Raw genomic sequence first — 22,820 nt, forward strand, 5'->3', positions numbered from 1 at the left:
AGTTTCCACTATATTCAATTTTTTTAACTAAAACATTAGTTTAAACTAAAACTTTAGTTATATTTGAAAAACAAACTAAAACTTTAGTTGAATGAAACAGTTGACAAAAGCAGAAGAAGAGGTCATGCAAATTTTATGGCAATTGGGAAAAGGTAACGTAGCTTCCATTATAGAAAAATTACCGGAACCCAAGCCCGCTTATAATACAATTTCTACCATTGTGCGTATTTTGGAAAGCAAGGGTTTTGTAGACCATGAACAAGCAGGTAGGGGGCATATCTATTTTCCCTTGGTCAAGAAAACTGACTATAGTAACCAATCTATTACCCAATTGGTAGATAATTATTTTCAAGGTTCCTTTAAGAGTATGGTGTCTTTCTTCATGAAGAAGAATGATATGAGCCTAACAGAACTGGAAGCTGTTATGAAGGAGATTAAAAAAACGGAAGATGCCATTAACGAAAAGTCCAAATAATTACTAAAACAACCACCATATGTTACAATTTGTTCTAGAATGTATTGCTTTTCAATTACTGTTTTTGGTGATTTATGACTTCCTTCTAAAGCGGGAGACCTTTTTTCAATGGAACCGGGTATACCTTTTGGCAACATTTATACTTTCCTTGGTATTACCGTGGGTGAAAATAGAGGCATTTAAGCAACAGGTGCCACAAAACCTTGTTATGTATCCAGAACTATGGTGGAACTTTCAAAAACAGGAAATAACGGCTACCGCTATAGACGAGCCATTTTTTAATGTTACCTGGCAAGAGGGCCTTTTATATGGAGGAATGTTGGTAGCTTTTGTGTTGTTTCTGCTGAAATTAGGGCAACTGCATCTGTTGAAAAAGCATGGTAAAAAGATAAAATATCCGGAATTCACTCAAATTATCATTAGTAATAGTACCATGGCTTTTTCATTTTTCAAATCCATTTTTTTAGGTGATAAGGTAGTGGCCAAAAAACATGATACCATTATTGCACATGAATTGGTCCATATAAGACAAGGCCATACGTGGGATCTTTTATTTTTTGAACTCATGCGAATCATTGCATGGTTTAATCCTTTGGTTTACGTATACCAAAACAGAACGGCAGAGCTTCACGAATTTATTGCCGATGCCCAAGTTAGTAAAGAGCAACAGCCCGCTCATTACCAACAGTTGCTGGCTCAGGTATTTGAAACGGAACATATATCATTCATCAATCAATTCTTTACAAAATCATTAATCAAAAAACGAATAGTCATGTTACAAAAATCAAAATCAAAAGATGTATTTAAGTTGAAGTATTTATTATTGATTCCTTTAGTATTGGGTATGTTAATTTATACCAGTTGTGAAAGTGAATCTACGACAAGCGAGGTAAAAACTCAAGAACTATCCTTAAATGACGAAGCACTGATTGAAGATATTAAATCTGAAATAAAGCAAGCAAAAATTCAATATGGTGAAAATTGGTTTATTGAAATGCCTAATATATTTGGAGACAACCAACATAAAGATTTTTACATTCAAACCAAAAAAGAATATTTTAGAAGTAGTTTGAGTTTCATTTATTACATGTCTGATTTGATGCAGAAGTATCCTGGTAAATTGAAAATTGATCCAGCATCTATGGTTTATCCATCAGAAGAGGAATATACCAATTATGTAAAAAGAGAAAAGGCATTTCAAATTCTTGATGAAAATCTAAGAATATCTGTAAGCGATAAAGATATGTCCATTCATCTAATTGAAAAAGACGATAAAAATTTAGGGCCGGGTGATTGGATTACGGTAGAAGATGTAAAGGATTTGACCGGAACTGAAATAAAAAAGGTCAATAAAGCTCTTGATTTGATTAAGGGTACACCTAGAAATGTCGTAATTAAAGATGAGCAGTATTCATTTTTAATATTAAATAAAATACGCCAACCACTGGATTTAAATTTCTTAGAAGAATCTAGTAAGAATTCTACCGGTAAAAGTGAGCAAACCGAAACTATTTCTTTTGCTACGATAGACCAAGTCCCAATTTTTCCAGGTTGTGAAAATGCTTCGGATAAGCGAGGCTGTTTTAATGATAAAATTCAACTTCATATCAGCAAAAATTTCAGGTATCCAATTGAAGCTCAAGAGGCAGGTTTACAGGGCAGGGTAAGTGTTATGTTCATGATTACTAAAGAGGGGGCAATAGAAAATATTCGTTTAAGGGGTCCCGATAAATTATTGGAAGATGAGGTAGAGCGTATTATAAAACGATTACCTAATATGACCCCCGGTAAGCATCAAGGAAATGCGGTAAATGTTCCTTTTTCTATTCCTGTTACTTTTAAATTAAAGTAGGTGAAAGTCGTAGCATTGCTAATTGTTGGTATACATATGGTAGTTGCCGGTGCCCAAACGCCGATAAATGCCACTGCAGATAGTCTGTATATGTTAGGTGATTACACCAAAGCCATTAACGAATATGCAAAATTAGAAGGCGGTGTTGCGGGGCTTCAAATTGCAAGAAGCTACAATGCCATTGGTAATTATGAAAAAGCTATTATTCAATATGAAAGTCTTACTTCAGCAAATTCAACCAACCAGTTGGCCCTGTTTGAACTTGGTAAGCTTCTTCTAAAAACAAATGAGCATACCAAAGCTACAAAGGTCTTTATGCAACTTGTTGGCCTTAATACGGTAAATCCAGAATATCAATATTACCTAGGTGAAGCTAAAAGAAAGGATGATAATGTAGCTGCGAGTATTAAGCATTATAAAAAAGCAATTGCTATAGATGAAACTCATTTAAGAAGTCTATTTCAACTTGCCAAATATTATACCGTCAAGCAAGAGCGGGACAAAGCGCTTGATTACATTGAAAGGGGTTTGGATCTTTATGCAAACGATGTGTCTTTGATTAATCTTAAAGCTTTGGTATTATATAATGACTATCAGTATAAAAACGCTATACCTTGGTTTGAGAACGTTTTGGAGCTGGGGGAAACCAAGGATTACGTGTATGAAAAGTTGGCCGATAGTTATTATCATAATTGGGAATTTACAAAGTCCAAAGACACCTATAAAATTTTATTAGGTCGCGATGATAAAAATTCCCAAACCTATTTTGAATTGGCAAGGGTCTATGAAAAGGAGAAAAAACTAGACAGTGCAAAGTTGTTCATTAATTGGGCAATGGATGTTCAAAAACCAATTTTTGCACAAGGATATAGTGCATTAGCTGAAATTGCAAGACAACAAGATGATATTAATGAAGCCTTTTCCTATTATGAAATGGCTTATAAAGAAAATTCTCAAGATGCCCGTATTTTCTATAACGTATGTACTACATACGATAATTCTGGAACAGAACCTGAAAAGAAATTGGCCTACTATGAAAAATTCTTAAAGGAGTTTCCAAACGAACACCCCTTTTATTATGAAACTGTAAAAAAGCGAATCAAGGAACTAAAGGAACAAATCCATTTTTCCAAAGATTAAACTCCCTAAAAAATCGTAATTTCCCCTTTAGAATAGGAGTGATGAAACGATATTTGCCCTTCTTGATAATTGCTTTTTTAAGTTCTTGCACCTTCTTTGAATCCAAAGAAAAGAGAACCCAAGAGCTTATTAATGAAGAATTGGGACAAATAGACTGGAACACGGTAGATTCCTATCCTTTTTTCTATACCTGTGACGAATCTGCTTCCAAAGCAGAACAAAAAATATGCTTTGAGGAAACATTGATTTCCCATTTTCAGGAAACCTTAAATGATTTTGAATTTACCTTGACCGACGCGGAAAGTGAAACAGTAAATGTAATTTTTGTAATAGATACCTTGGGTGAAATTAAAGTTGTTGATATTGAAAAAGATGCATCTGTACTGGATCAAATGCCAGAATTTGATGGTATTATTACGCAAAGCTTAAAGAATCTTCCTAAACTTGCACCCGCTTTAAAACAAGCAAAACCGGTAAATTCCAAATACCGTATTCCGGTACAATTAAATACAAATTAAGCATTTTGGCTAACGAAAAAATAATATTGGGAATTGATCCGGGAACAACGATAATGGGTTTTGGACTCATAAAAGTCGTAAATAAAAAAATGGAGTTTCTTCAAATGAACGAACTGCTGCTTCAAAAGTACAATGACCCCTATACCAAACTTAAGCTTATTTTTGAACGTACCATTGAGTTAATAGACACCTATCATCCAGATGAAATTGCTATAGAGGCGCCCTTCTTTGGCAAGAACGTACAATCTATGCTGAAATTGGGCCGTGCACAAGGTGTAGCCATGGCTGCAGGCCTTTCACGTCAAATACCTATTACGGAATATCTTCCTAAAAAGATTAAAATGGCCATAACCGGTAACGGAAACGCCAGTAAGGAACAGGTCGCTAAAATGTTACAAAGCATGTTAAACCTGAAATCTCTTCCCAAAAACCTGGATAGTACAGATGGACTGGCCGCCGCAGTATGCCATTTTTATAATGAAGGCCGGGTCGAGATTGGTAAAAGTTATACCGGTTGGGATGCCTTTGTAAAACAGAATGAGAAAAGGGTGAAAAAGTAGTTTTTAAAAATCAGTTTCAGTAGGCAGTAACAGTGTTCAGTATTTGTAAACTCAAAAAATCATATATGCAATTTCAAGATTTATTGGCGTATAAAAAGTCTTTTGCACTTGCCATGAAAGTTTTTCATATTTCAAAGTCTTTTCCAGTAGAAGAAAAGTATTCTTTGACTGACCAAATTAGACGTTCCTCAAGAAGTGTATGTGCCAATATTGCAGAAGCCTATCGTAAAAGAAGATATCCTAAAAATTTTATTAGCAAGTTGACGGATAGTGATGCTGAAAATTCAGAAACACAGACATGGCTTGAATTTGCTTTTAAGTGTGAGTATATTAATCAACGTACTTTTGATGAGTTAATAATCGATACCTAAGAAGTAGGAAAGCTTTTAAATTATATGATTAATAACCCAACAAAATCTGGAGCAGAGTAATTTTACTGCCTACTGAAACTGATTACTGAAAACTGATTAAATGAGCGGAATCTACATTCACATCCCATTTTGTAAGCAAGCGTGTCACTATTGTGATTTTCATTTTTCTACCTCAATGGGAAAAAAGGAGGCTATGGTAAAAGCATTAGCTAAGGAAGTGGAAATGCGAAAAAATGAGTTCTTGGCTGAAACGGTAGAGACTATTTATTTTGGAGGAGGTACCCCATCCGTTCTACAGACCGATGAAATAGAGCATATATTGAATGCGGTGCGTACGAATTATAATGTTATAGATAATCCTGAAATTACCTTAGAAGCCAATCCCGATGATTTATCCGAAGAAAAAATTTTACAATTGGCAGCAAGTTCAATAAACCGGTTAAGTATAGGGATTCAATCGTTTTTCGAGGAAGATTTAAAATTGATGAATAGGGCACATAGTGCCAATGAGGCGGAGAAATGTCTAAAATTAGCAACCGAGTATTTCGATAATATTTCAATCGATTTAATTTACGGTATGCCCAATATGAACGTCGTACGTTGGAAAAAAAATATAGATAAAGCACTCCATTATGATATTCCGCATATATCTAGTTACGCGTTGACGGTAGAACCTAAAACTGCACTTGCCAAATTTGTTGACCAAGGCCTGGTAACACCCGCAAGTGATGAAGAAACGCAAGAACATTTTAATCTTTTGAACGAAACGCTTGTTGAGGCGGGCTATGACTGCTATGAAATTTCCAATTTTGGTAAACCGGGGTATTACTCAAAGAATAATTCGGCTTATTGGCAGCAGAAAAAATATATTGGCATTGGTCCGTCCGCACATTCATTTGATGGTGTGCGCAGGGGGTGGAACATTAATAACAACCCTAAGTATATTAAAGCGATCAACACCGGTATTTTGCCTATAGAAATAGAAGTCCTTTCTACCACTGATAAATACAATGAGTATATCATGACCGGACTACGAACCATTTGGGGGGTATCGGTACATAGAATTGCAACTGAATTTGGAGAAAAATATAAAGAATATGCGTTATTACAAGCGGAGAAATATATAGCGGAGCACTTGCTGTTTTTTGACGGAGAAGTCTTAAAAACCACTAAAAAGGGTATGTTTTTGGCAGACGGTATTGCATCGCACCTGTTTATGGTCAATTTAAAATAGGTTGTTCTTACCCTAAATTCCATTATATAGATAAAAACCGATTAGAAAATCTTCCCATAAACCATTTGGTGAATAGAGGATTTTCAAATTAGGGCCATCTTCAGCCTTTGTTATCGGAAACAGGTTAAAATGTTGTAATTTTCTGCATTGAATCAACCAGCTATAATCAACGATCACCGGTCCATTTGAAAATGAAAGCAATAATTCATCATAACCACAAGGAATACCAAATTGACCTTTCTGAACCGTTAGATATCTCCATTGCAATATCCGGCAATGATAAGAACGTAAATGCCTGGTATGTAGGACCTCCAAAAATAGCACCACATGTTGATGGCAACTTTGTAGGGGCCATAGCAAGTGGGTCTTCTACTAATTTTTTTGACATTAGTTTTAATCCGCATGCCCATGGTACCCATACGGAATGCATAGGTCATATTTCCAAGGAACACCAGTCTATAAATCAGCAGTTACATCAATTCTTTCATTTTGCAGAATTGATTACAATTACACCGCAAGAAAAAAATGGGGATTTGGTCATCACTAGACAACAAGTAGTAGAGTCCATGAATGCCAACCGGCCCCAAGCGTTGATCATACGTACATTGCCCAATAGTAGTGACAAGCTATACCGAAAATACTCACATACCAATCCACCTTATATCTTAGAGGATGCCATGGAATATATACGGGATTCAGGAGTGGAACATCTATTAATAGACCTACCTTCTGTAGATAAGGAAAAAGATGATGGAAATCTTTTGGCACACAAAGCTTTTTGGAATTATAACGGGAAAACACGATTGAGGGCAACCATAACGGAGTTTGTCTATGTAGAAGATGCCATTAAGGATGGTCCCTACTTTTTAAACCTTCAAATAGCCCCTTTTGAAAATGACGCAAGTCCCAGTAGACCGGTAATGTATAAAATTTTATAATTATGGAAAACCTATTAAAACTTGAAGAAGTAACACTTATGGTACTGGGCATATTTATGTTTGGTCTGTTAGGGTATTCATGGTGGTGGCTGCCGGCCTTGATTTTGGTTCCGGATGTTTCTATGGTTGGTTATCTCTTTGGTTCCAAAGTAGGGGCGGTATGCTATAATATTGCGCACCATAGGGGCGTAGCGGTACTTTTATATTTTGTAGGTATCTATTTTATGTTGCCCATTGTGCAATTAATAGGAACAATTCTTTTCATCCATACGGCCATGGACCGTATCTTTGGGTACGGACTTAAATATGAAAAAGGATTTAAGTTTACCCACTTGGGTGAAATAGGAAACACAAATGGATAATATATTCGATACATTTTTAGGTTTAATATTAGGAGCCATTGGTACGTATTGGGTCTTTACCTTTTTTAGGGGAAAGAAATCCAAGGAGATTACAACGCATCAATCTACGGTATTGTTGGAAAAAATGAAAAGTGTATGTAAGCTCATTTCCATTGAAGGTGATTTTGCGGAAATCTATAAGTATGAAAATGTAAAGGATTTCATGAGCTTGGTCAGTAGTAAGAAAAAGGCCTTGGTCGTCATTAAGGCTAAGGCACATATAGGGTATGATTTGAATAAATTAATGATGCACGCAGACGAAGAAAGAAAGTTGATCGTTTTGGATAATTTTCCGCAACCAGAAGTGTTGAGCATAGAGCCTGAACTGGAATTTTATGATATTAAGAGCGGGTTTTTCAATTTTTTTGTACCGGAAGATTTGACCAGGTTGAACGCTGAGGCCAAAACCCATATCCGCGAGAAAATCCCAGAAAGTGGACTTATGGAAAGTGCACGTAAAGAGGCACTGCAAACAGTACTGATCATGGAAAAAATTGTAGAGACCATAGGGTGGAAATTAGATTATACCGCACTAAAGATTCCACAACGGCAAATAGAAAAGTTAGAGCAGTAACCATAACCTATTATTATTTAAAAATGAAAAACATAATTTGTATTCTTGCAATAACCTTAATGACCAATTTTAGTTTTGGTCAAAATGAAAATGAAATGACAACTTTTGACTCCAACTTTACGCACACGGTATTTTTCTGGCTGAAAAATCCGGACAATGCCGCTGACCGCACTGCATTTGAAACTTCTTTAAAGAAATTTTTGGATAACTCCGGTTATGCCAAGACCAAATTTATTGGTACTCCTCCAAAAGCAAGTAGAGATGTTGTAGATGGTTCCTTCACCTATTCCTTAATTGTAACTTTTGAATCTGATGAGGCTCAGCAAGCTTACCAGGATGAAGCACCTCATAAATTGTTCATAGAGGAATCTAGCGACCTGTGGTCCAAGGTAATCGTTTACGATTCTAAGGGTATTTAAAATTAATTTGTGGTGGTTTTTAGAAATGCCGTTGATACAGATGCAAGGGCTATCGCAAATTTGCATGCCTTAAGTTGGCAAAAACATTATAGGCAATCTTTTAGTGCGTATTTTTTAGATGTTGAGGTTTTTGACGAACGAATAAGGGTTTGGCAGAAAAGATTTCAAAATCCTAAAAATACACAGCATATTCTTTTGGCAGAAGAAAAGGACCGTCTATTGGGGTTTATTTGTTCCCATTTTGATGAACACCCGGTGTACGGCACGTACTTGGATAATTTGCATGTAAACAGTCAGGAAAAAGGTAAGGGCATTGGCACACAATTAATGTGCAAACTAGCAGAAGAAATCCTCCTCGGAAAATATAGTCATGGATTTTACCTTTGGGTATTGACCACGAACAAACCGGCAATATCATTTTATGAACGATTAGGAGGTAAGGTAATGGATACCGTCAAGGCAGATGATATAGGAGATACTATCTTTTACAAGACAAGATATGTTTGGAGCAATATGCAGGATTTCTTGAATTTAGCAAGGTTAAAAACAACGACTAGCTAGACGTTATTGATCCATTTTTTGTTTAATGGAATAAAGTTAGGATTATATAAAAGGTTTAAGGAAAGAAGTACAACGTACATGGTACAATGTATCTTTCACTAAGCACAATGAGCATTCTTTACTGGGTACTAAATACTAACCATTATATACTAAATTGCAATGAACATTGAAGAATTTAGGGAGTACTGCTTAGCTAAAAAAGGAGTAACAGAGGGCTTTCCGTTTGATGAAAAAACTTTGGTATTTAAAGTAATGGGCAAAATGTTCGCAGTATGTGGTCTTGAGCGCATACCCTCACAGGTTAATCTCAAATGCGACCCAGATAGGGCCATTGAACTTCGTGAGACACATGACGGTATTATTGAAGCTTGGCACATGAGTAAAAAGCATTGGAACACTGTGTATTTGGAAAGCTTGCCGCCAAATTTTATCAAGGAACTTATTGATGATTCCTATCACTTGGTAGTCGCCAAGTTTACCAAGAAGTTAAAGGCTGCTTTGGATGCACTTTAAAAAATCTTGAATATTTCATTTGTAAAGTCCATTTACTCACTCAAAAGGGGTGTTCGCTCATTGTTGTTTTTATTCGCTATTTAAATTATAGTACTTGATAGTGCAAGTAAAATGCACTATTTATGAAAAACCATAGATTACCTCAAGAAGTTAACGCTGGCTCAATGGCGGATATCGCTTTTTTATTGTTGATATTTTTTTTGGTCACCACTACCATAGAAAATGATGAAGGCTTAAATCGATTAATGCCTCCGGAAAATGAGGATATCATAGATATTAAGCAGCGGAACATTTTTATAATCGTCATTAATGACAATGATCAAATATTGGCAGAAGACGATATAATTGACCTTGAAAATCTTAAAGGCCAAGTAATCTCTTTTATTGATAATGGAGGGTTATCTGCAGATCATGATGAATTTTGTACATATTGTAAAGGAGACCGCTTGGAGGATTCTTCGGAAAACCCTTCAAAGGCAATTATATCCATCAAGTCATCAAGAAAGACTAGTTATCCTGTTTATGTAGCCGTCCAAAATGAGGTTGTTGCGGCATACAACCATTTAAGAAATAGGGAAAGTTTAAGAATGTTCGGCATTTCTTTCGAAGCAATACATAGAGAATATTTTAGCGAGGAAACAAAAAACGATAAGAAAGAAACACTAAAGGACCGTCTTGAAATCATCAGGGAACTCTTTCCCCAAAAAATTCTAGAACCAGAATCCATAAATAATTAAGATTATGATCAAATTTAAAAAGAACATAAACAGAACGCTTCCGCCCGTATCCACGGCATCCTTACCTGATATTGTTTTTATTCTGCTATTTTTCTTTATGACGGTAACCGTAATGAAAAACCAAAATCTTTTGGTAGCCAATACATTGCCAAAAGCTACCGAATCTGAAAAGTTACATAAGAAGGATCGTGTCATAGAAATATATGTAGGTAAGCCTACCAATGATGGGAACAATAGTTTAGGGAGTGAACCAAGGATTCAAATGGAGGACAGATTTATTTCCTTAAATGAGGTTGAGGATTATGCCCTACAGGCATTGGTGAAAATGCCAGAACATTTAAGGGGTGTGGCAACAGTTTCCCTTAAGGCCGATGTGGGTGTTAAAATGGGTATTATAGAGGATATAAAGAAAAAACTAAGGTCTATAAATCTGCTTAAAATAAATTATACGACTTATCAAGGAAACGTATTTGATAATTTGGATCATAGTCAATAAACCAATTGACACTACATTTTTACATTCAATATTTTATTTGTTTCAAATTCCTATTATAGCTTTATATGCGTTGTAAAAGAGCTACTGCTATCAATTTCTAAGAGTATCTTTGCATACTTAAAACGTTAGTGGCATAATGAAGAATTTATTGGAGTTATATACCCAGAGAGTAGCGGATTTTGAAAAACAGGTGGCGGCATACAACCAAAAACTACAGGGTTTAAGTACATTGCGGTTGTTGGTTTTTCTTATTACCGCAGTAGCAGTTTATTTTGCCAGTGTAAACGCTAAATATGTCATTGGAACATTATTGATTGGCATTCCCTTGTTTTTGTACCTCGTTACCAAACATGCCAATGTTAAAAGCATGAAAGCAAAGGCCCAGGAGCTCGTTGACATTAACCTTCTGGAACTTCAGGTCTTGGAAGGTAATTATACCAAACTTTCTACGGGTGCAGAGTTTAAACAAAGTGCACATTTTTATAGCCAAGATATTGACCTTTTTGGAGAAGGTTCATTTTACCAGATTAGCAATAGAACCAATCTTTTGGAAGGGAGCAAAAAGCTTGCGGACATTTATTTGGAAAATGCTATTGAGGGTATTGAAGAAAAGCAAGAGGCCATAAAAGAAATAGGTCATATGATAGATTGGCGCCAAGAATTCTCGGCCATGGCATCACTAACCAAAACAGAGACTTCTACACAGACCATAGTCCAATGGCTGGCAAATTATGTTCCTTTTGTGCCTAAGGCAATGCAATATATACCATTGGTGTTTTCCGTGTTGTCCATTACCGTTTTCTTGGCCTACTTTTTTGATTTTATACCAGAATCGGTTTTAATCTTGTGGTGGGCTTTGGGGATGATCATTGTAGGGTTGTTTACAAAAAAGGTTATGAAATTGGGCCAAGATGCCACTAAATTGAAGTCTACGTTTGATCAGTACAATCAATTGTTGGCCATGATTGAACGCACCACTTTTACATCAACATTATTGAAGGATAGGCAAGCTAAAATTATTAGTAAGGGTGAAAAAAACTCCAAAGTGCTTAAAAAGTTTGCGACACTCTTAGGTAATTTGGATCGTAACAATAATCTCTTGTATATTTTAATTGCAAACGGATTTTTTCTGCGCTCCTTGGTAGATTGCCTAGCTATTGAGAAATGGATTGCGGCGCATGGCCAGGAAGTTCATAATTGGTTTGAGACCATAACCTTTTTTGATGCTTATAGCAGTTTAGGGAACTATGCATTTAATCATACTTCGTTTACCTACCCTACTATTACAAATTCTAAGGAAGTGTTACGTTCCAAACAGGCAGGACATCCATTATTAGATCCAACTAAAAGTGTGTTGAACGATATTTCCATTGATAGGGGAGAATTTTTTATCATCACTGGGGCGAACATGGCCGGGAAAAGCACCTTTTTAAGAACGGTTTCCCTACAAATTATGATGGCAAATGTCGGACTTCCGGTCTGTGCGGAAGCAGTGAACTATTCCCCTATAAAATTAATAACGAGTATGCGTACCACAGATTCCCTGACCGATGACGAATCCTATTTTTTTTCAGAATTAAAACGCCTGCGCTATATTGTTGATGAAATACAAACAGACCGTTATTTTATTGTTTTGGACGAGATATTAAAAGGTACCAATAGTACCGATAAAGCCTTGGGGTCAAGAAAATTCGTAGAGCGTTTGGTTAAGAGTAAATCTACGGGTATAATTGCTACACATGATTTGAGCCTTTGTGAAGTGGCCACAGCATATCCTACCGTGAAAAATCATTATTTTGATGCCGAAATCATCAATAACGAACTTCACTTTGATTATACCTTTAAAGATGGTATCTGCCAAAATATGAACGCCTCCTTTCTTTTAAAGAAAATGGGTATTGTAGAATGATAATTGCACGGTTTATTTTCTTTACGAACAGATTATGACACTTTTAATAGTACTATGGATTCGTTAACGCAAATTGTTCTAGGAGCGGCCGTAGGCGAAGCTGTGTTAGGGAAAAAGGTAGGAAATAAGGCCATGTTATATGGGGCCATTGCAGGGACTATTCCAGATTTGGATGTTGTGGCCCGTTATATTTTTGATACCGTTACTGCCACGGAAATTCACAGGGGGTTTACCCACTCCATAGTCTTTTCAGTTCTGTTTGCACCTATATTTGGATGGTTGGTATGGAGGTTGAATAGGAAGGAAGAGGCTACATGGAAAGACTGGTCATGGTTAATGTTCTGGGGTTTGTTTACCCATCCTATCTTAGACGCCTTTACCACATGGGGTACCCAATTGTTCTGGCCCTTTTCTACGCGTCTTGCCTTTCAAAGTATTTTTGTAATTGACCCTTTATATACGATACCGTTTTTAATATGTTTAGTATTGATACTTTTTAAAAAAAGGACATCGGTAAAACGTAAGAGATTGGTTCGCCTAGGGTTGATCATCAGTAGTTCATATTTGGCATTTACCTTACTTTTAAAAGGAATGGCATATCAGAAATTTGAGGAGGCGTTAACCTTAAATGGTATAGCATATTCAGCAATGAATACTAGACCGGCACCTTTTAATACCATACTTTGGATGGCAAATATTGATGCCGAAGATGCCTATTTAATGGCGGATTATTCTTTTTTTGATAGGCAATCCATATCATTTAAAGCTTATCCTAAAAATCATAATTTATTGGGTAATTTGGTTACAGATGATAAGGTTAAACGGTTAATTGCAATAACTGAAGGGTGGTATACAGTAACGAAAAAAGAAGGAAAATTATATATTAACGATCTACGGTTTGGATTAATTAGTATGGATACTACCGAAGATCAATTTGCCTTTAGTTATCAACTTAATGAGACCACAGATGGACTTACCGTAAAGGAGATGCCAAAAAATAGGAAGGATGCTAAACGTTTAATGGCTTCCTTGTGGCAACGAATTTTGGGAAACTGATTGTTTAAAAAGGGTAACCTATGGCAAAATTCAATGTCATATTGTTATCCAGATCGCTAAAAAATGGTGTATTCCAGCGGTTGTCCTTAGATAAGTAAGGAACGCGCAAGGGCGAGGCCAAATCTAACCTGATCACAAAATTTTGAATGTCCAAACGCATGCCAAAACCAACCCCTACGGCAACTTCTGTCAACCAGTCTTTTTCAAATTTTCCATCGGTAAACAGGGTTTGTGAGAATGTACTGTTCTGTTGGTCAACCTCTAGCTCAGAATAATCTCCCGTTAACCACACATTTCCCGCATCAATAAAAAATGCGCCTTTTAAATAGGAGAATAGGGGAAATCTATATTCCACATTGGCTTCCAGTTTTAAATTCCCGGAGCGATCAAAATAGTCCGTGGAGGAATTTTCTGTTTCAGCATTGAAATTTCCTGGACCTAACGAGCGTATATTGAATGCACGCACACTATAGGGGCCACCGGAAAAAAACTGTTTTACAAATGGCATGGTTTCACTATTGCCGTAAGGAACGCCCCAACCGGCATACAGTCGTGATACCAGGGTGCGTTCTTTTTGCCATCGCATATAAAAACGTAGATCTGTGTCTACTTTAGCGTACTGCGCAAATTCCGCCCCAAAAATTGTATTTGAACTACTGATCAAACTAAAAAGATTTCCTGCCAAATCTATATTGGTAGAAAAATACAAGGGATATTCCTTTCCAATATCGGAAACTTCATCATAGGTAAACCCGTACATGAGTCCGGCAATAAAGCGTTGGTCAAAACTTCTTCTTAAGAACGGATTATCATCCAGAATGGTCTGAAATTCATCAGTGACATTTGAGAGTCTTGAGTAATTTATGCTTATCGGGTCCAATTGATGAAAGACATATTGATTTTCTTTCCAGGTATAACCAAAAGATGAATTAACGGAGCTTAGTGTAAATAATTGACTACGTTGTAGAAAGTCCAGCCCCAATGAGATTTTAGTTTTGGGTACCGCATATTTAAATCGTTTTGGGGAGAACGGAATGGATCTTGGAATGATCAGATCTGCCTTTATACCCGCAGCAATGCTGCTAAGATTGGAATTGTCTCCGCTGGACAATTGGGCCTCATATGATAAATTTGTGGACAGGCTTAGGGTTTCTCCACCATTGAAAAGATTTCTGTTATGATAGGTCAATACCAGCCCAGGTCCTGTAAATCCGTTAGATTTGGATACCGCCTGTAACTCTGCCCGTACGGACCGTTTTGTCAACGGTGCCAAGTATATGTCCGCTGCCAAGGAACCCCCATCACCATCGGTTGCGGTTGTGTCCAGTTCCGTGTATTGAATATTTACAAATTTGTAGCTGCCCAGGGCGGAAAGCCGGTTACTTGTAAGTTTGGAACTATTGGCATCATATAAATCACCTTCATTGAACAGGATATAGGATTCCAATAAACTTGGTTTAAAATAAAGCTCGTTCTGTACAAAGTCAATACCGTCTACCTGAGTGGTATTTTGGGCGGATAATGGTAACGTATCCCCTTCAATGGAATAATTGGGATATACCGTAATAGAATCAATGGTATATGGAATGGCCGCCCTTGAGGGGACGTCTTTTTTAAGCCTGAGAAACAGGTCAAATTTTCTGTTCTTGTATTGATTGGTATCGGCTTCAAATATCAATAAATCTTCTTGGCTATTATAATATCCTTTTTGTTTAAGGCCATTGTTAAGACGTGCCCTTTCCGCTTTTAACAAGTTAAGGTCAAAGCGGTCTCCTTTAGATAGGACCGTTTCCGGCAACATTTGTTCTATTTCCTTATAAATGGGTAATGAATCTGTTTCTAACGTATAATTTTCCAAGACATAGGGGTCTGGCAATTCAGCGGAATAATCGACCGAGGCAAATTTACCCTCCATTTGGGTTTCAGAATTGGTACGGCTATAAAAAAAGCCATTGTTGTCCAATCTGTTTAGAATCAATTCTTCTACACGTTCTGGATTTACACTTGAAAAATAAACAGGTTCTTCCCCAAAGGATTTGTTCAGGAAGCTATATATAAACCCTGGTTTTTTACGTTGAGCCTTATAATGAAAGAACAATGCCGGTTTCATTCCTAAAAATGTGGTATTGGGATTGGGTTCTATAAGATTGTACAGTTCGGTTCTTACTTCCTTGAGGTCTTTTATATTGCCGCCGGACTCCAGATCTAATTGTGCGCCGGTGTATAATTGTTCCCCTTCCGGAATAAATTTTTCTATGCCACAGGAAGCTAAGAGCAAAATTGCTAAAGCATATAGTAATTTATATGTGGGTAATTTTTTCAATATAATACCTTAGTTTTTAACATTTTTATTCGTTGTATCCTTTTTTGACTTATCATCTTTTTTTAAAGGGCTGAACAATTGACTGAACTTGTTGAACTCACGGTCAAAAATAAACGCAACCCCCGTTACAATGAGCTGTCCGTCAATAATATTTTGATATTCTTGCCTTCTAAAGCCCTTAAGTCTATAAGTTCCTTCTTCGCTTAACAGATATTCCAACGTAACGTTACCAATAATAGGTGTGGCCGTATCAGAAGAAGCCGCGCTACCTTCTACATCCACGGCACTACCGGCGGTTACTATTAATCTATCGTCAAATAATTTTTTACTGGCATTGATATTGAGTTGAGTACGGTTTTGTGCACTACCTGTCTCATAATCTTGGAAACTGTCAAGATCAAACCCAAGTTCAAATCCTGTATTGCCCAATAATTTATTGGAAATACTATTAAGCTCACTGGAAAGCACCTTGTTTACATTGTTCCTGGCAATGGTTATTGCACCACCATTGCTACCATCACTACCTGTTGTAGGGTAAAAACGATTTAGGGCCAAAAGTGAAAAAACTTGCTTGTTCAGTTCCGATTCTTGCTCGTTCAATTGCTGAATACGACCATACACTGCACCTCCAAAATTGCCTTGTGCATTTTCTGGCATATCCAGACCAAAGGAAAGTTCGGGTTCTATAAGTTGTCCATCAATATTCAAGTAAACCAGAAATGGTGCAGATTGTTGGTATTTGCTTGATACCCCTGTATCCTGACCATAACTTATGGCCGACATTAACGGTGCTGCAGAGGTTTCAATTTCATATATTGCAGTAACGTCCATTTTGGCATCATATGGGTCACCGCTCCACACGATACTGCTGCCTTGTTGTAATTGAAATTCCCTGCTTACCAAGTTATATAAGCTGGTGCGGTAGAAACCGGAATTTAATTCTAATCTGCCCGATAATCGTATATCTTGGTTTGGGTCAATATTTAATTTAAGGGTGGCATCACCGGATGCCTGTAGTTTATCTTGGGTTTTTTCATCCAAAACTATAGTAAAGGTAGCTTCATTGCCTATTTCCAATGTGGTGCTTATATCCATTCCGGCAAAAAAGGAACTTGCCGCTTCACCATCATTTCTGGTTAAAATTGCATCGGGATTTTCCCTGTTTACAAATATGACCACCCCGTCACGTTCTTGAATATCCAATTGGTTCTGTGGAACTACGTAGGTAAGGTCCGTAATATCCCTTATACGTACCTTGCCGTCAATGACCGGCATTTCTAGATTTCCGGTAACATTTACATCGGCCTTAATGCTTGCAATGCCATATACAAGTTCGTCATCTCCTTTTTTGGAGTCAAGTATCCTAAATCTTTCAGTTTTAAGGTTCAAGTCAAAACCGGGATTAAGCAGGTTTTTGGTGAGCACCTTACCGTTTAAGGACAATGCACCTTCATTGGCATCTGTTAAAGTAAAATTATCAAAGCTAATATTGTCCTGATCTAGGTTCAAGGACTGGTCGTTAATCTGTAATGCGGTATTGTATGCGGCCAAGTTTAATCCAAATTCGTGAAAATTTAATGACCCGGAATATTTTGGTTCTGATAGCGTACCCCCAACAAGCATGTTACCACTAAGGTAACCTTTGGGGTTTGAAAAAAATTCCTTTGAAAAGCCTTGTATAACAGCGGCTTCCAATCTTTTAATATCCAATTTAAGATTTAGGTCGGCCGTTTGTTCCCTTGCCGTATAGTCACCCGATAATTTTAGTTCTGCGCCACCATCCGTTAAGGCCATATTAAAGTCATATTGAGACAAGGATATGGAAGACGCATCCAGCGTTAAAGTACCTAGCGGATTTTGTAGCACCTGAAAATCCATAATATTGATATCCGCAACAAGACCAGAAGCGGCATAAGGGTTTATGATCATAAAATCACCCTCTATCTTGCCTTTTGCCAAGGCTTCATCTGGATTAAAGAGACTTAAAAAAGTCTGTAACTGGAAATTTTGGAACAAAATACCAATATGTTCCTTTTCTACGTTAGGAATAGCGTTGGTAACCTCTAGTTTTTGGCCATTTCTGTTCAATATTATATTTTGAAATTGGGTATGGTTCTCCGCAAGCATTATCCTATTGTCTTCAGGAATCTCCCATGGTTTTTTGTTCAAAATCAAGTCGGTAGGGTCTATGCGTAACGTTAAGGTATCTTTTTTAAATATCAAGGCAGAAGCAATATGTATTACCTGAACCGAATCATTTTTGGACACAAAGTCCAATAACAGTTCCTTGTTTTTTAAGCTTCCTTCAACATAGGTCTGTTTTAAATGTATGGGTTCATACAACAAATCTGCAATGCCGGCAGAAAATTTAAGGTCTAGGGAATCTCCTTTTACATAGGCGTTTAAACTATCTACGGAACTACCTGCATAGGACAAGTGCGGAATGTTGGCCTGTGCCGAAATAAGTTGTTTTCTGGAATTAAAACTGGCATCTATGTTCAAGGAGTCCAATTCTTGTATTTCGTTTAAAAACACTTTGGACAAAATTGGGGTGGGTATTACCGCCAGGTTTAGTTTTGCCTCGATAGAATCTTCTGCAGTATAGGCCGTTGAATCTTGTGAGAAATAATGTTCCAACTGCTTTTTCAATGCTGTTGTAATACGATTGGGAGATGCATTGGAGGAAAGTGCTCCGTTTATAAATCCACTTTTAATGGAGACATCGGTAATAGTATCCTCTATATGCCCCTGAAGGTAAATGGTCGCTACTTGATATTGTTCATTGTCCGCAATGGCTATACCGTTATCTATGGTCGTATTGAAATTGAAGTTAGTAGGTATGCCGCTATAGTCCCCATTAATATTGGCTGCAATTTTAATATTGTTCCTTGTAAGCCCCAATTCCTGTAGGTCCGCGCCAATAATTGTTGATGAAAATGAAACTTGTTGCCGTTCCGTTGCCAACTTTAAAACAGATGTAATGTCCATATCTAAGTTTGGGTCTTTTATTTTGGCGGTAAGGGTACCATTGCCATTCTTCATGTCGCCATTTATTCCTATATTTTCATATGAATAGCCGCTAAATTGAAATTGGGAAACCGTACCCTTAACTTCGGCATTTATATTGGATAGTTCCGAACCCGAACCTTTTGCACTTAGGGTCACTGATAGTTTACCCAATTGTTCGTTCTTTAATAGTTGATTGAGTTGTAAACTATCTATTGCTACATTACCGTTAAAACGTAACATATTGCCAAAATTAATTTTAGCGCTTACATGTGCCGACCCTTCAGGAATAGTGAGGTCCAAATTGGGATTTATCCAATCCATACCACCGGACAAGCTTCCTGTAACAAGTAACGTATTGGGAGTTGAAATACCTGTTTCTTTGGACGATATAAATTTATTTAAATCCTTGTCAGTGCTCTTTAGGGTAATATCGTTCAAATTGTAAAGTAATGAATCTGGTACTGTCAGGTTGCTCACGGAACCAGATGCCGTTAGGTTGGTGTGTGGTCCCCAGCGTAGGTCCGTCATAAAAGAATCTACCTTTTTTAAATTGCCTTGGGCATTGAGCGAACCTATAATGGGTTGTACGGACAATGAATCTATGTATGGATTTTGAGCAAGCGCGGGTGCAAAGTGTTTTACATCATCCAGTTCTAAAATAAGGTCGGATATTGTGGCGGATAGCACACTGTTCCGCGGATTTTCAAAAACTTTTGCCAAGGACGCAAATTGAACGTTCATTGTGGCATTTGCCGAACTCTGGTTCAATTGTAGGTTTATGTTACGTAACTCGGCATTTGTGTCCGTCAACCCGGCTTTAAATGCCAATTGGTCTAAACGTATACCACTTGGTTCATACAATGAGAATTGTTCAACCTCTAAATTAAACTGCTCTTTTTGATATTTAAAATCCGAGCCCTTAAAATTTAAACGTTGGATTTCAAATGCATTTGGGTCAAAACTGTTAGTGCGCCTTGGTGTATTGTTTAAATTATAGGTGAAGGTATTTTGTTTAAGGTCAATGTTCTGCACGTCTAAAATAATGGCAGGCCATTGAAAACCTTCTTCAATACTTTCTATTGATTGATTATTTTGTGCTGTAGTGATATCTAGTTGTACTTGAGATTCATAAAGTACTACATTGTTGCTTTCATATTGGCTGTTGGCAACATTTGCCAGCATATCCGTAAGGGTAAGTGTTCCTAAATCAATTTGGGCTTTAAGGCCATCGGGAATGGACGAATAGTTTATGTTTAGATTCTTTACATTGAAATCATTGGCCCTAATATGGGGTAGGGTTGTGATTGTAGTATCGTTCGTTTCTGGAAAGGGTTGTGATTGTAAATAGGTGACCTGGGTGTTATCCAACGAAAAATCATCCAACGAAAAAATCATTTCATCTAAATTAAATTCGGAAATATCAATAAGCAACCTACCCAATGCCAATTTAATTTCCGTACCTAAATACGCGTCGTTATAAGTAAGGTTCCAATTGGTTAGGGATGCATCTCCTATGGAAATTTCCATAGGAGGAGAGGTTGTGGTTTTAGTACTATCTACAGGAGTTGCAAAGGCATCTATTAGAAATGAAAAGTTGTACGCCTCTGTATTCTTTTCTCTTTTTATATGGGCAACCACTCCGCTGGAATGTATATTATCTATAGAAAGTTGGTTGTTGAACAGGATTGGGGAAATAGGAACATTGGCCTCCAAGGAAGAGGAATATAATAAAGTATCTCCCTTGGTGTCTTCCAAGTAAATGCCTTCTGCCTGTAGATTTCCGGAAAAGGTAAGGTATAGCTTATCAACTTTAACCGTAGTGTTCGTTTTCCCAGATACGTAATCGGTAATTTTTGAAACGATTAGATTTTGTGCCCAAGGTGTTCTTATGACCAATACCAGAATAAAAAATAAAACCAATAGGCCGAGTAAAATTTTCCCGAAGCGTTTTAAATAGGTAAGGATTTTATTTTTTGATTTGGTCATATGGGAAACGATTAAACGCTAATCTTATATTGTTGGCCTTCATGGACCGTTATCCTAGCTGTACCATAAAACCGGTTGTTATAATCAATAACAGAATTATGATGATGATAAGGTTGTAAAAACGTCGCTTCTTTTTCTTCTCTTCTTTAAGTGATGACATAAGGTTGGCAAAGTTAAGACACACGCCATATAAATTTAACTTATTTGAATTTAAGATTGTCTACATGGCTAATTGAACCGTTTTTTTGCCATCGTACTAAATGGTCCACAAATTCGTCGACACTTATTGACAATTTATCTATAGTAATTTTGGTTTGGGCTTACAATGAGATTTTGGTCTGAGAAAGCAGATTACTTTTGGAGTGTAATTAGAAACTAACACATAATAGGATACGGTATTAAAGCAACGAATATGAAAAGAAGTTTAGGATATTTTGAAACAACGACTCAAGAAAATGTATATGAAATTTCTAATATGCAGGTGACCAACACCGAATTAATTTTAGAAACGATTATTAGTTAATTAAGGTAGTTCCCCCAAATCCTTAAAAGGGCCAATAGCAATATTGGTCTTTTTTCATTTTAGGCCTTTTACTTGGGTGTCGTGGAAACTATTGGCCTGTAAGCGGAGCAATTCTTCCGCCTTTTTCTTTTTGTAGCCATAAAGTTCCTCTTCTCCCTTTAAGTCCTCATAAATTTTTTGATTGATTTCCCCATCTGTAGCAAGAATTAATTTTCGTTGTTCCAATTTTTGGGTCACCCAGGTAGCAAGTATACTTTCCTGTTCCTCCAGTTTTATATCATATTCGCCCTTAGGGGCCAATAGTTTGGCAATGATCGGGGAAGTTTCAATGGCCAGGAATAATAAGAAGATAAAGAACGATGGCAACCAGGGTAGCTCGTTCAAAGCTGTAATCCTTGCCATTAATCCGTCAAAACCATCAATGATGGGTTGGCTGTTTTTAACGACTTCTACATACTCCGTGTCCAAAGCGGTAATCTGTGTTTTTAAACCGGTTATTTTCTCTGCGTTTGTTTCTTTAAGAGCATTTAATTCGGCCAAGGCGGCATCATGTTTTTCGCGCTTTTCCGCATATACAGGTCCTTTGCCCAAAAGCTTGGTGCCGGCCGTACCTTCTGCTTCGTTGATGTAAATGTCGTAAAGTGCATTTGTTTGGGCCTCTTTGGTAGCTATTTCTGTTTTTAATGCAGAGATTTCTTGATTTAGTCCTTCAATTTTAGGGGTGTATTGTAATGCCAATTGTTCTTTGTTGGCCAAGGTCATTTCATTTTTTTGTTCCAATAACACCTGATTGATTTCCTTTTCAAAAATTTTCATTTCCAATGGCTTTGAAATAACTATGGCAATGATAATGGCAAGGATAATACGTGGTACGGCCTGTAAAAATTCTTGGCTAAACGTATTTCTCTTCTTTATTGTGCTAACAATATAACGGTCTAGGTTAAAAATTAGAAGCCCCCAAATAAGACCAAAGAATATGGAGGTGTACACATTGTCAAATACCGTATAAAGGGCGTAGCTACTGGCAATGAATGCCATTACCGCCGTAAAGAATACGGTTGCGCCAATACCGGCGTATTTATTTTGTTCGCCTTTGGAACAGGTTTGTAAAAGTTCGGCATCTGCCCCGGAACAAAGGATGAAAAATTGCTGTATCATGATGATTGATTTGTTTTTGATTGATGAACGTCTATAATGGGTGAACGTAACTATTTTGTTTTTGGTA

General features: G+C 37.0%; 20 protein-coding genes. 17 read left to right on the top strand and 3 right to left on the bottom strand.

Annotation, left to right across the window (positions count from 1 at the left end):
- Positions 1-91 precede the first annotated feature (91 nt).
- The 17 genes from JM81_RS14120 to JM81_RS14200 all read left to right on the top strand — a co-directional run bounded on the left by JM81_RS14120 (position 92) and on the right by JM81_RS14200 (position 13,754).
- Positions 92-475: a BlaI/MecI/CopY family transcriptional regulator gene (locus JM81_RS14120; RefSeq protein ID WP_089259150.1), complete on the top strand. Its 384-nt coding sequence runs from the start codon at positions 92-94 to the stop codon at positions 473-475.
- Between the two features lie 19 nt (positions 476-494).
- The gene (locus tag JM81_RS14125; protein ID WP_144804389.1) at positions 495-2,327 is read left to right on the top strand and encodes a M56 family metallopeptidase; all 1,833 of its coding nucleotides are present in this window, start codon (positions 495-497) and stop codon (positions 2,325-2,327) included.
- The gene (locus tag JM81_RS14130; protein ID WP_144804391.1) at positions 2,328-3,467 is read left to right on the top strand and encodes a tetratricopeptide repeat protein; all 1,140 of its coding nucleotides are present in this window, start codon (positions 2,328-2,330) and stop codon (positions 3,465-3,467) included.
- Between the two features lie 41 nt (positions 3,468-3,508).
- Positions 3,509-3,985, top strand: a complete 477-nt coding sequence (locus JM81_RS14135; RefSeq protein ID WP_261375069.1) for a hypothetical protein — start codon at positions 3,509-3,511, stop codon at positions 3,983-3,985.
- Positions 3,986-3,990: 5 nt separating this feature from the next.
- Positions 3,991-4,545: a crossover junction endodeoxyribonuclease RuvC gene (gene ruvC, locus JM81_RS14140; protein ID WP_144804395.1), complete on the top strand. Its 555-nt coding sequence runs from the start codon at positions 3,991-3,993 to the stop codon at positions 4,543-4,545.
- A gap of 65 nt (positions 4,546-4,610) precedes the next feature.
- On the top strand, positions 4,611-4,916 hold the full coding sequence (locus JM81_RS14145) for a four helix bundle protein (RefSeq protein ID WP_144804397.1): 306 nt from the start codon (positions 4,611-4,613) through the stop codon (positions 4,914-4,916).
- Between the two features lie 100 nt (positions 4,917-5,016).
- A complete protein-coding gene (gene hemW / locus JM81_RS14150) occupies positions 5,017-6,150 on the top strand; it encodes a radical SAM family heme chaperone HemW (protein WP_144804399.1) in 1,134 nt (377 codons plus the stop codon).
- A gap of 191 nt (positions 6,151-6,341) precedes the next feature.
- The gene (locus tag JM81_RS14155; protein ID WP_144804401.1) at positions 6,342-7,088 is read left to right on the top strand and encodes a cyclase family protein; all 747 of its coding nucleotides are present in this window, start codon (positions 6,342-6,344) and stop codon (positions 7,086-7,088) included.
- A 2-nt stretch (positions 7,089-7,090) separates the two neighbouring features.
- Entirely contained in the window at positions 7,091-7,450 is a 360-nt protein-coding gene (locus JM81_RS14160) for a DUF4260 domain-containing protein (RefSeq protein WP_144804403.1), read from the top strand.
- Positions 7,443-8,063: a DUF4230 domain-containing protein gene (locus JM81_RS14165; protein ID WP_144804405.1), complete on the top strand. Its 621-nt coding sequence runs from the start codon at positions 7,443-7,445 to the stop codon at positions 8,061-8,063. The genes JM81_RS14160 and JM81_RS14165 overlap by 8 nt, the downstream gene beginning before the upstream one ends.
- A gap of 23 nt (positions 8,064-8,086) precedes the next feature.
- The gene (locus JM81_RS14170) at positions 8,087-8,482 is read left to right on the top strand and encodes a Dabb family protein (protein WP_089259172.1); all 396 of its coding nucleotides are present in this window, start codon (positions 8,087-8,089) and stop codon (positions 8,480-8,482) included.
- Between the two features lie 12 nt (positions 8,483-8,494).
- On the top strand, positions 8,495-9,043 hold the full coding sequence (locus JM81_RS14175) for a GNAT family N-acetyltransferase (RefSeq protein ID WP_186435581.1): 549 nt from the start codon (positions 8,495-8,497) through the stop codon (positions 9,041-9,043).
- A gap of 159 nt (positions 9,044-9,202) precedes the next feature.
- Positions 9,203-9,556, top strand: a complete 354-nt coding sequence (locus JM81_RS14180) for an MmcQ/YjbR family DNA-binding protein (RefSeq protein ID WP_144804409.1) — start codon at positions 9,203-9,205, stop codon at positions 9,554-9,556.
- Positions 9,557-9,678: 122 nt separating this feature from the next.
- Positions 9,679-10,293 (top strand): ExbD/TolR family protein, encoded by a 615-nt coding sequence (locus JM81_RS14185; RefSeq protein WP_144804411.1) that lies wholly within the window; start codon positions 9,679-9,681, stop codon positions 10,291-10,293.
- A 4-nt stretch (positions 10,294-10,297) separates the two neighbouring features.
- Positions 10,298-10,789 carry an ExbD/TolR family protein gene (locus tag JM81_RS14190; protein ID WP_144804413.1) on the top strand — a complete coding sequence of 164 codons (492 nt, stop codon included), beginning with the start codon at positions 10,298-10,300 and terminating at the stop codon, positions 10,787-10,789.
- A 136-nt stretch (positions 10,790-10,925) separates the two neighbouring features.
- A complete protein-coding gene (locus JM81_RS14195) occupies positions 10,926-12,698 on the top strand; it encodes a MutS-related protein (protein WP_144804415.1) in 1,773 nt (590 codons plus the stop codon).
- A 54-nt stretch (positions 12,699-12,752) separates the two neighbouring features.
- Positions 12,753-13,754 (top strand): metal-dependent hydrolase, encoded by a 1,002-nt coding sequence (locus JM81_RS14200; RefSeq protein ID WP_144804417.1) that lies wholly within the window; start codon positions 12,753-12,755, stop codon positions 13,752-13,754.
- Positions 13,755-13,758: 4 nt separating this feature from the next.
- Here JM81_RS14200 and JM81_RS14205 read toward each other — a convergent pair whose 3' ends face one another.
- The 3 genes from JM81_RS14205 to JM81_RS14215 form a co-directional block, all read right to left on the bottom strand.
- Positions 13,759-16,077 (bottom strand): outer membrane protein assembly factor, encoded by a 2,319-nt coding sequence (locus JM81_RS14205; protein WP_261375070.1) that lies wholly within the window; start codon positions 16,075-16,077, stop codon positions 13,759-13,761.
- 9 nt (positions 16,078-16,086) lie between these two features.
- Entirely contained in the window at positions 16,087-21,072 is a 4,986-nt protein-coding gene (locus tag JM81_RS14210) for a translocation/assembly module TamB domain-containing protein (RefSeq protein ID WP_144804421.1), read from the bottom strand.
- 577 nt (positions 21,073-21,649) lie between these two features.
- On the bottom strand, positions 21,650-22,753 hold the full coding sequence (locus JM81_RS14215) for a DUF4407 domain-containing protein (protein WP_144804423.1): 1,104 nt from the start codon (positions 22,751-22,753) through the stop codon (positions 21,650-21,652).
- Positions 22,754-22,820 lie beyond the last annotated feature (67 nt).

Origin of the sequence: Maribacter sp. MAR_2009_72 (assembly GCF_007827235.1) — a bacterium.
Lineage (GTDB): Bacteria > Bacteroidota > Bacteroidia > Flavobacteriales > Flavobacteriaceae > Maribacter > Maribacter sedimenticola.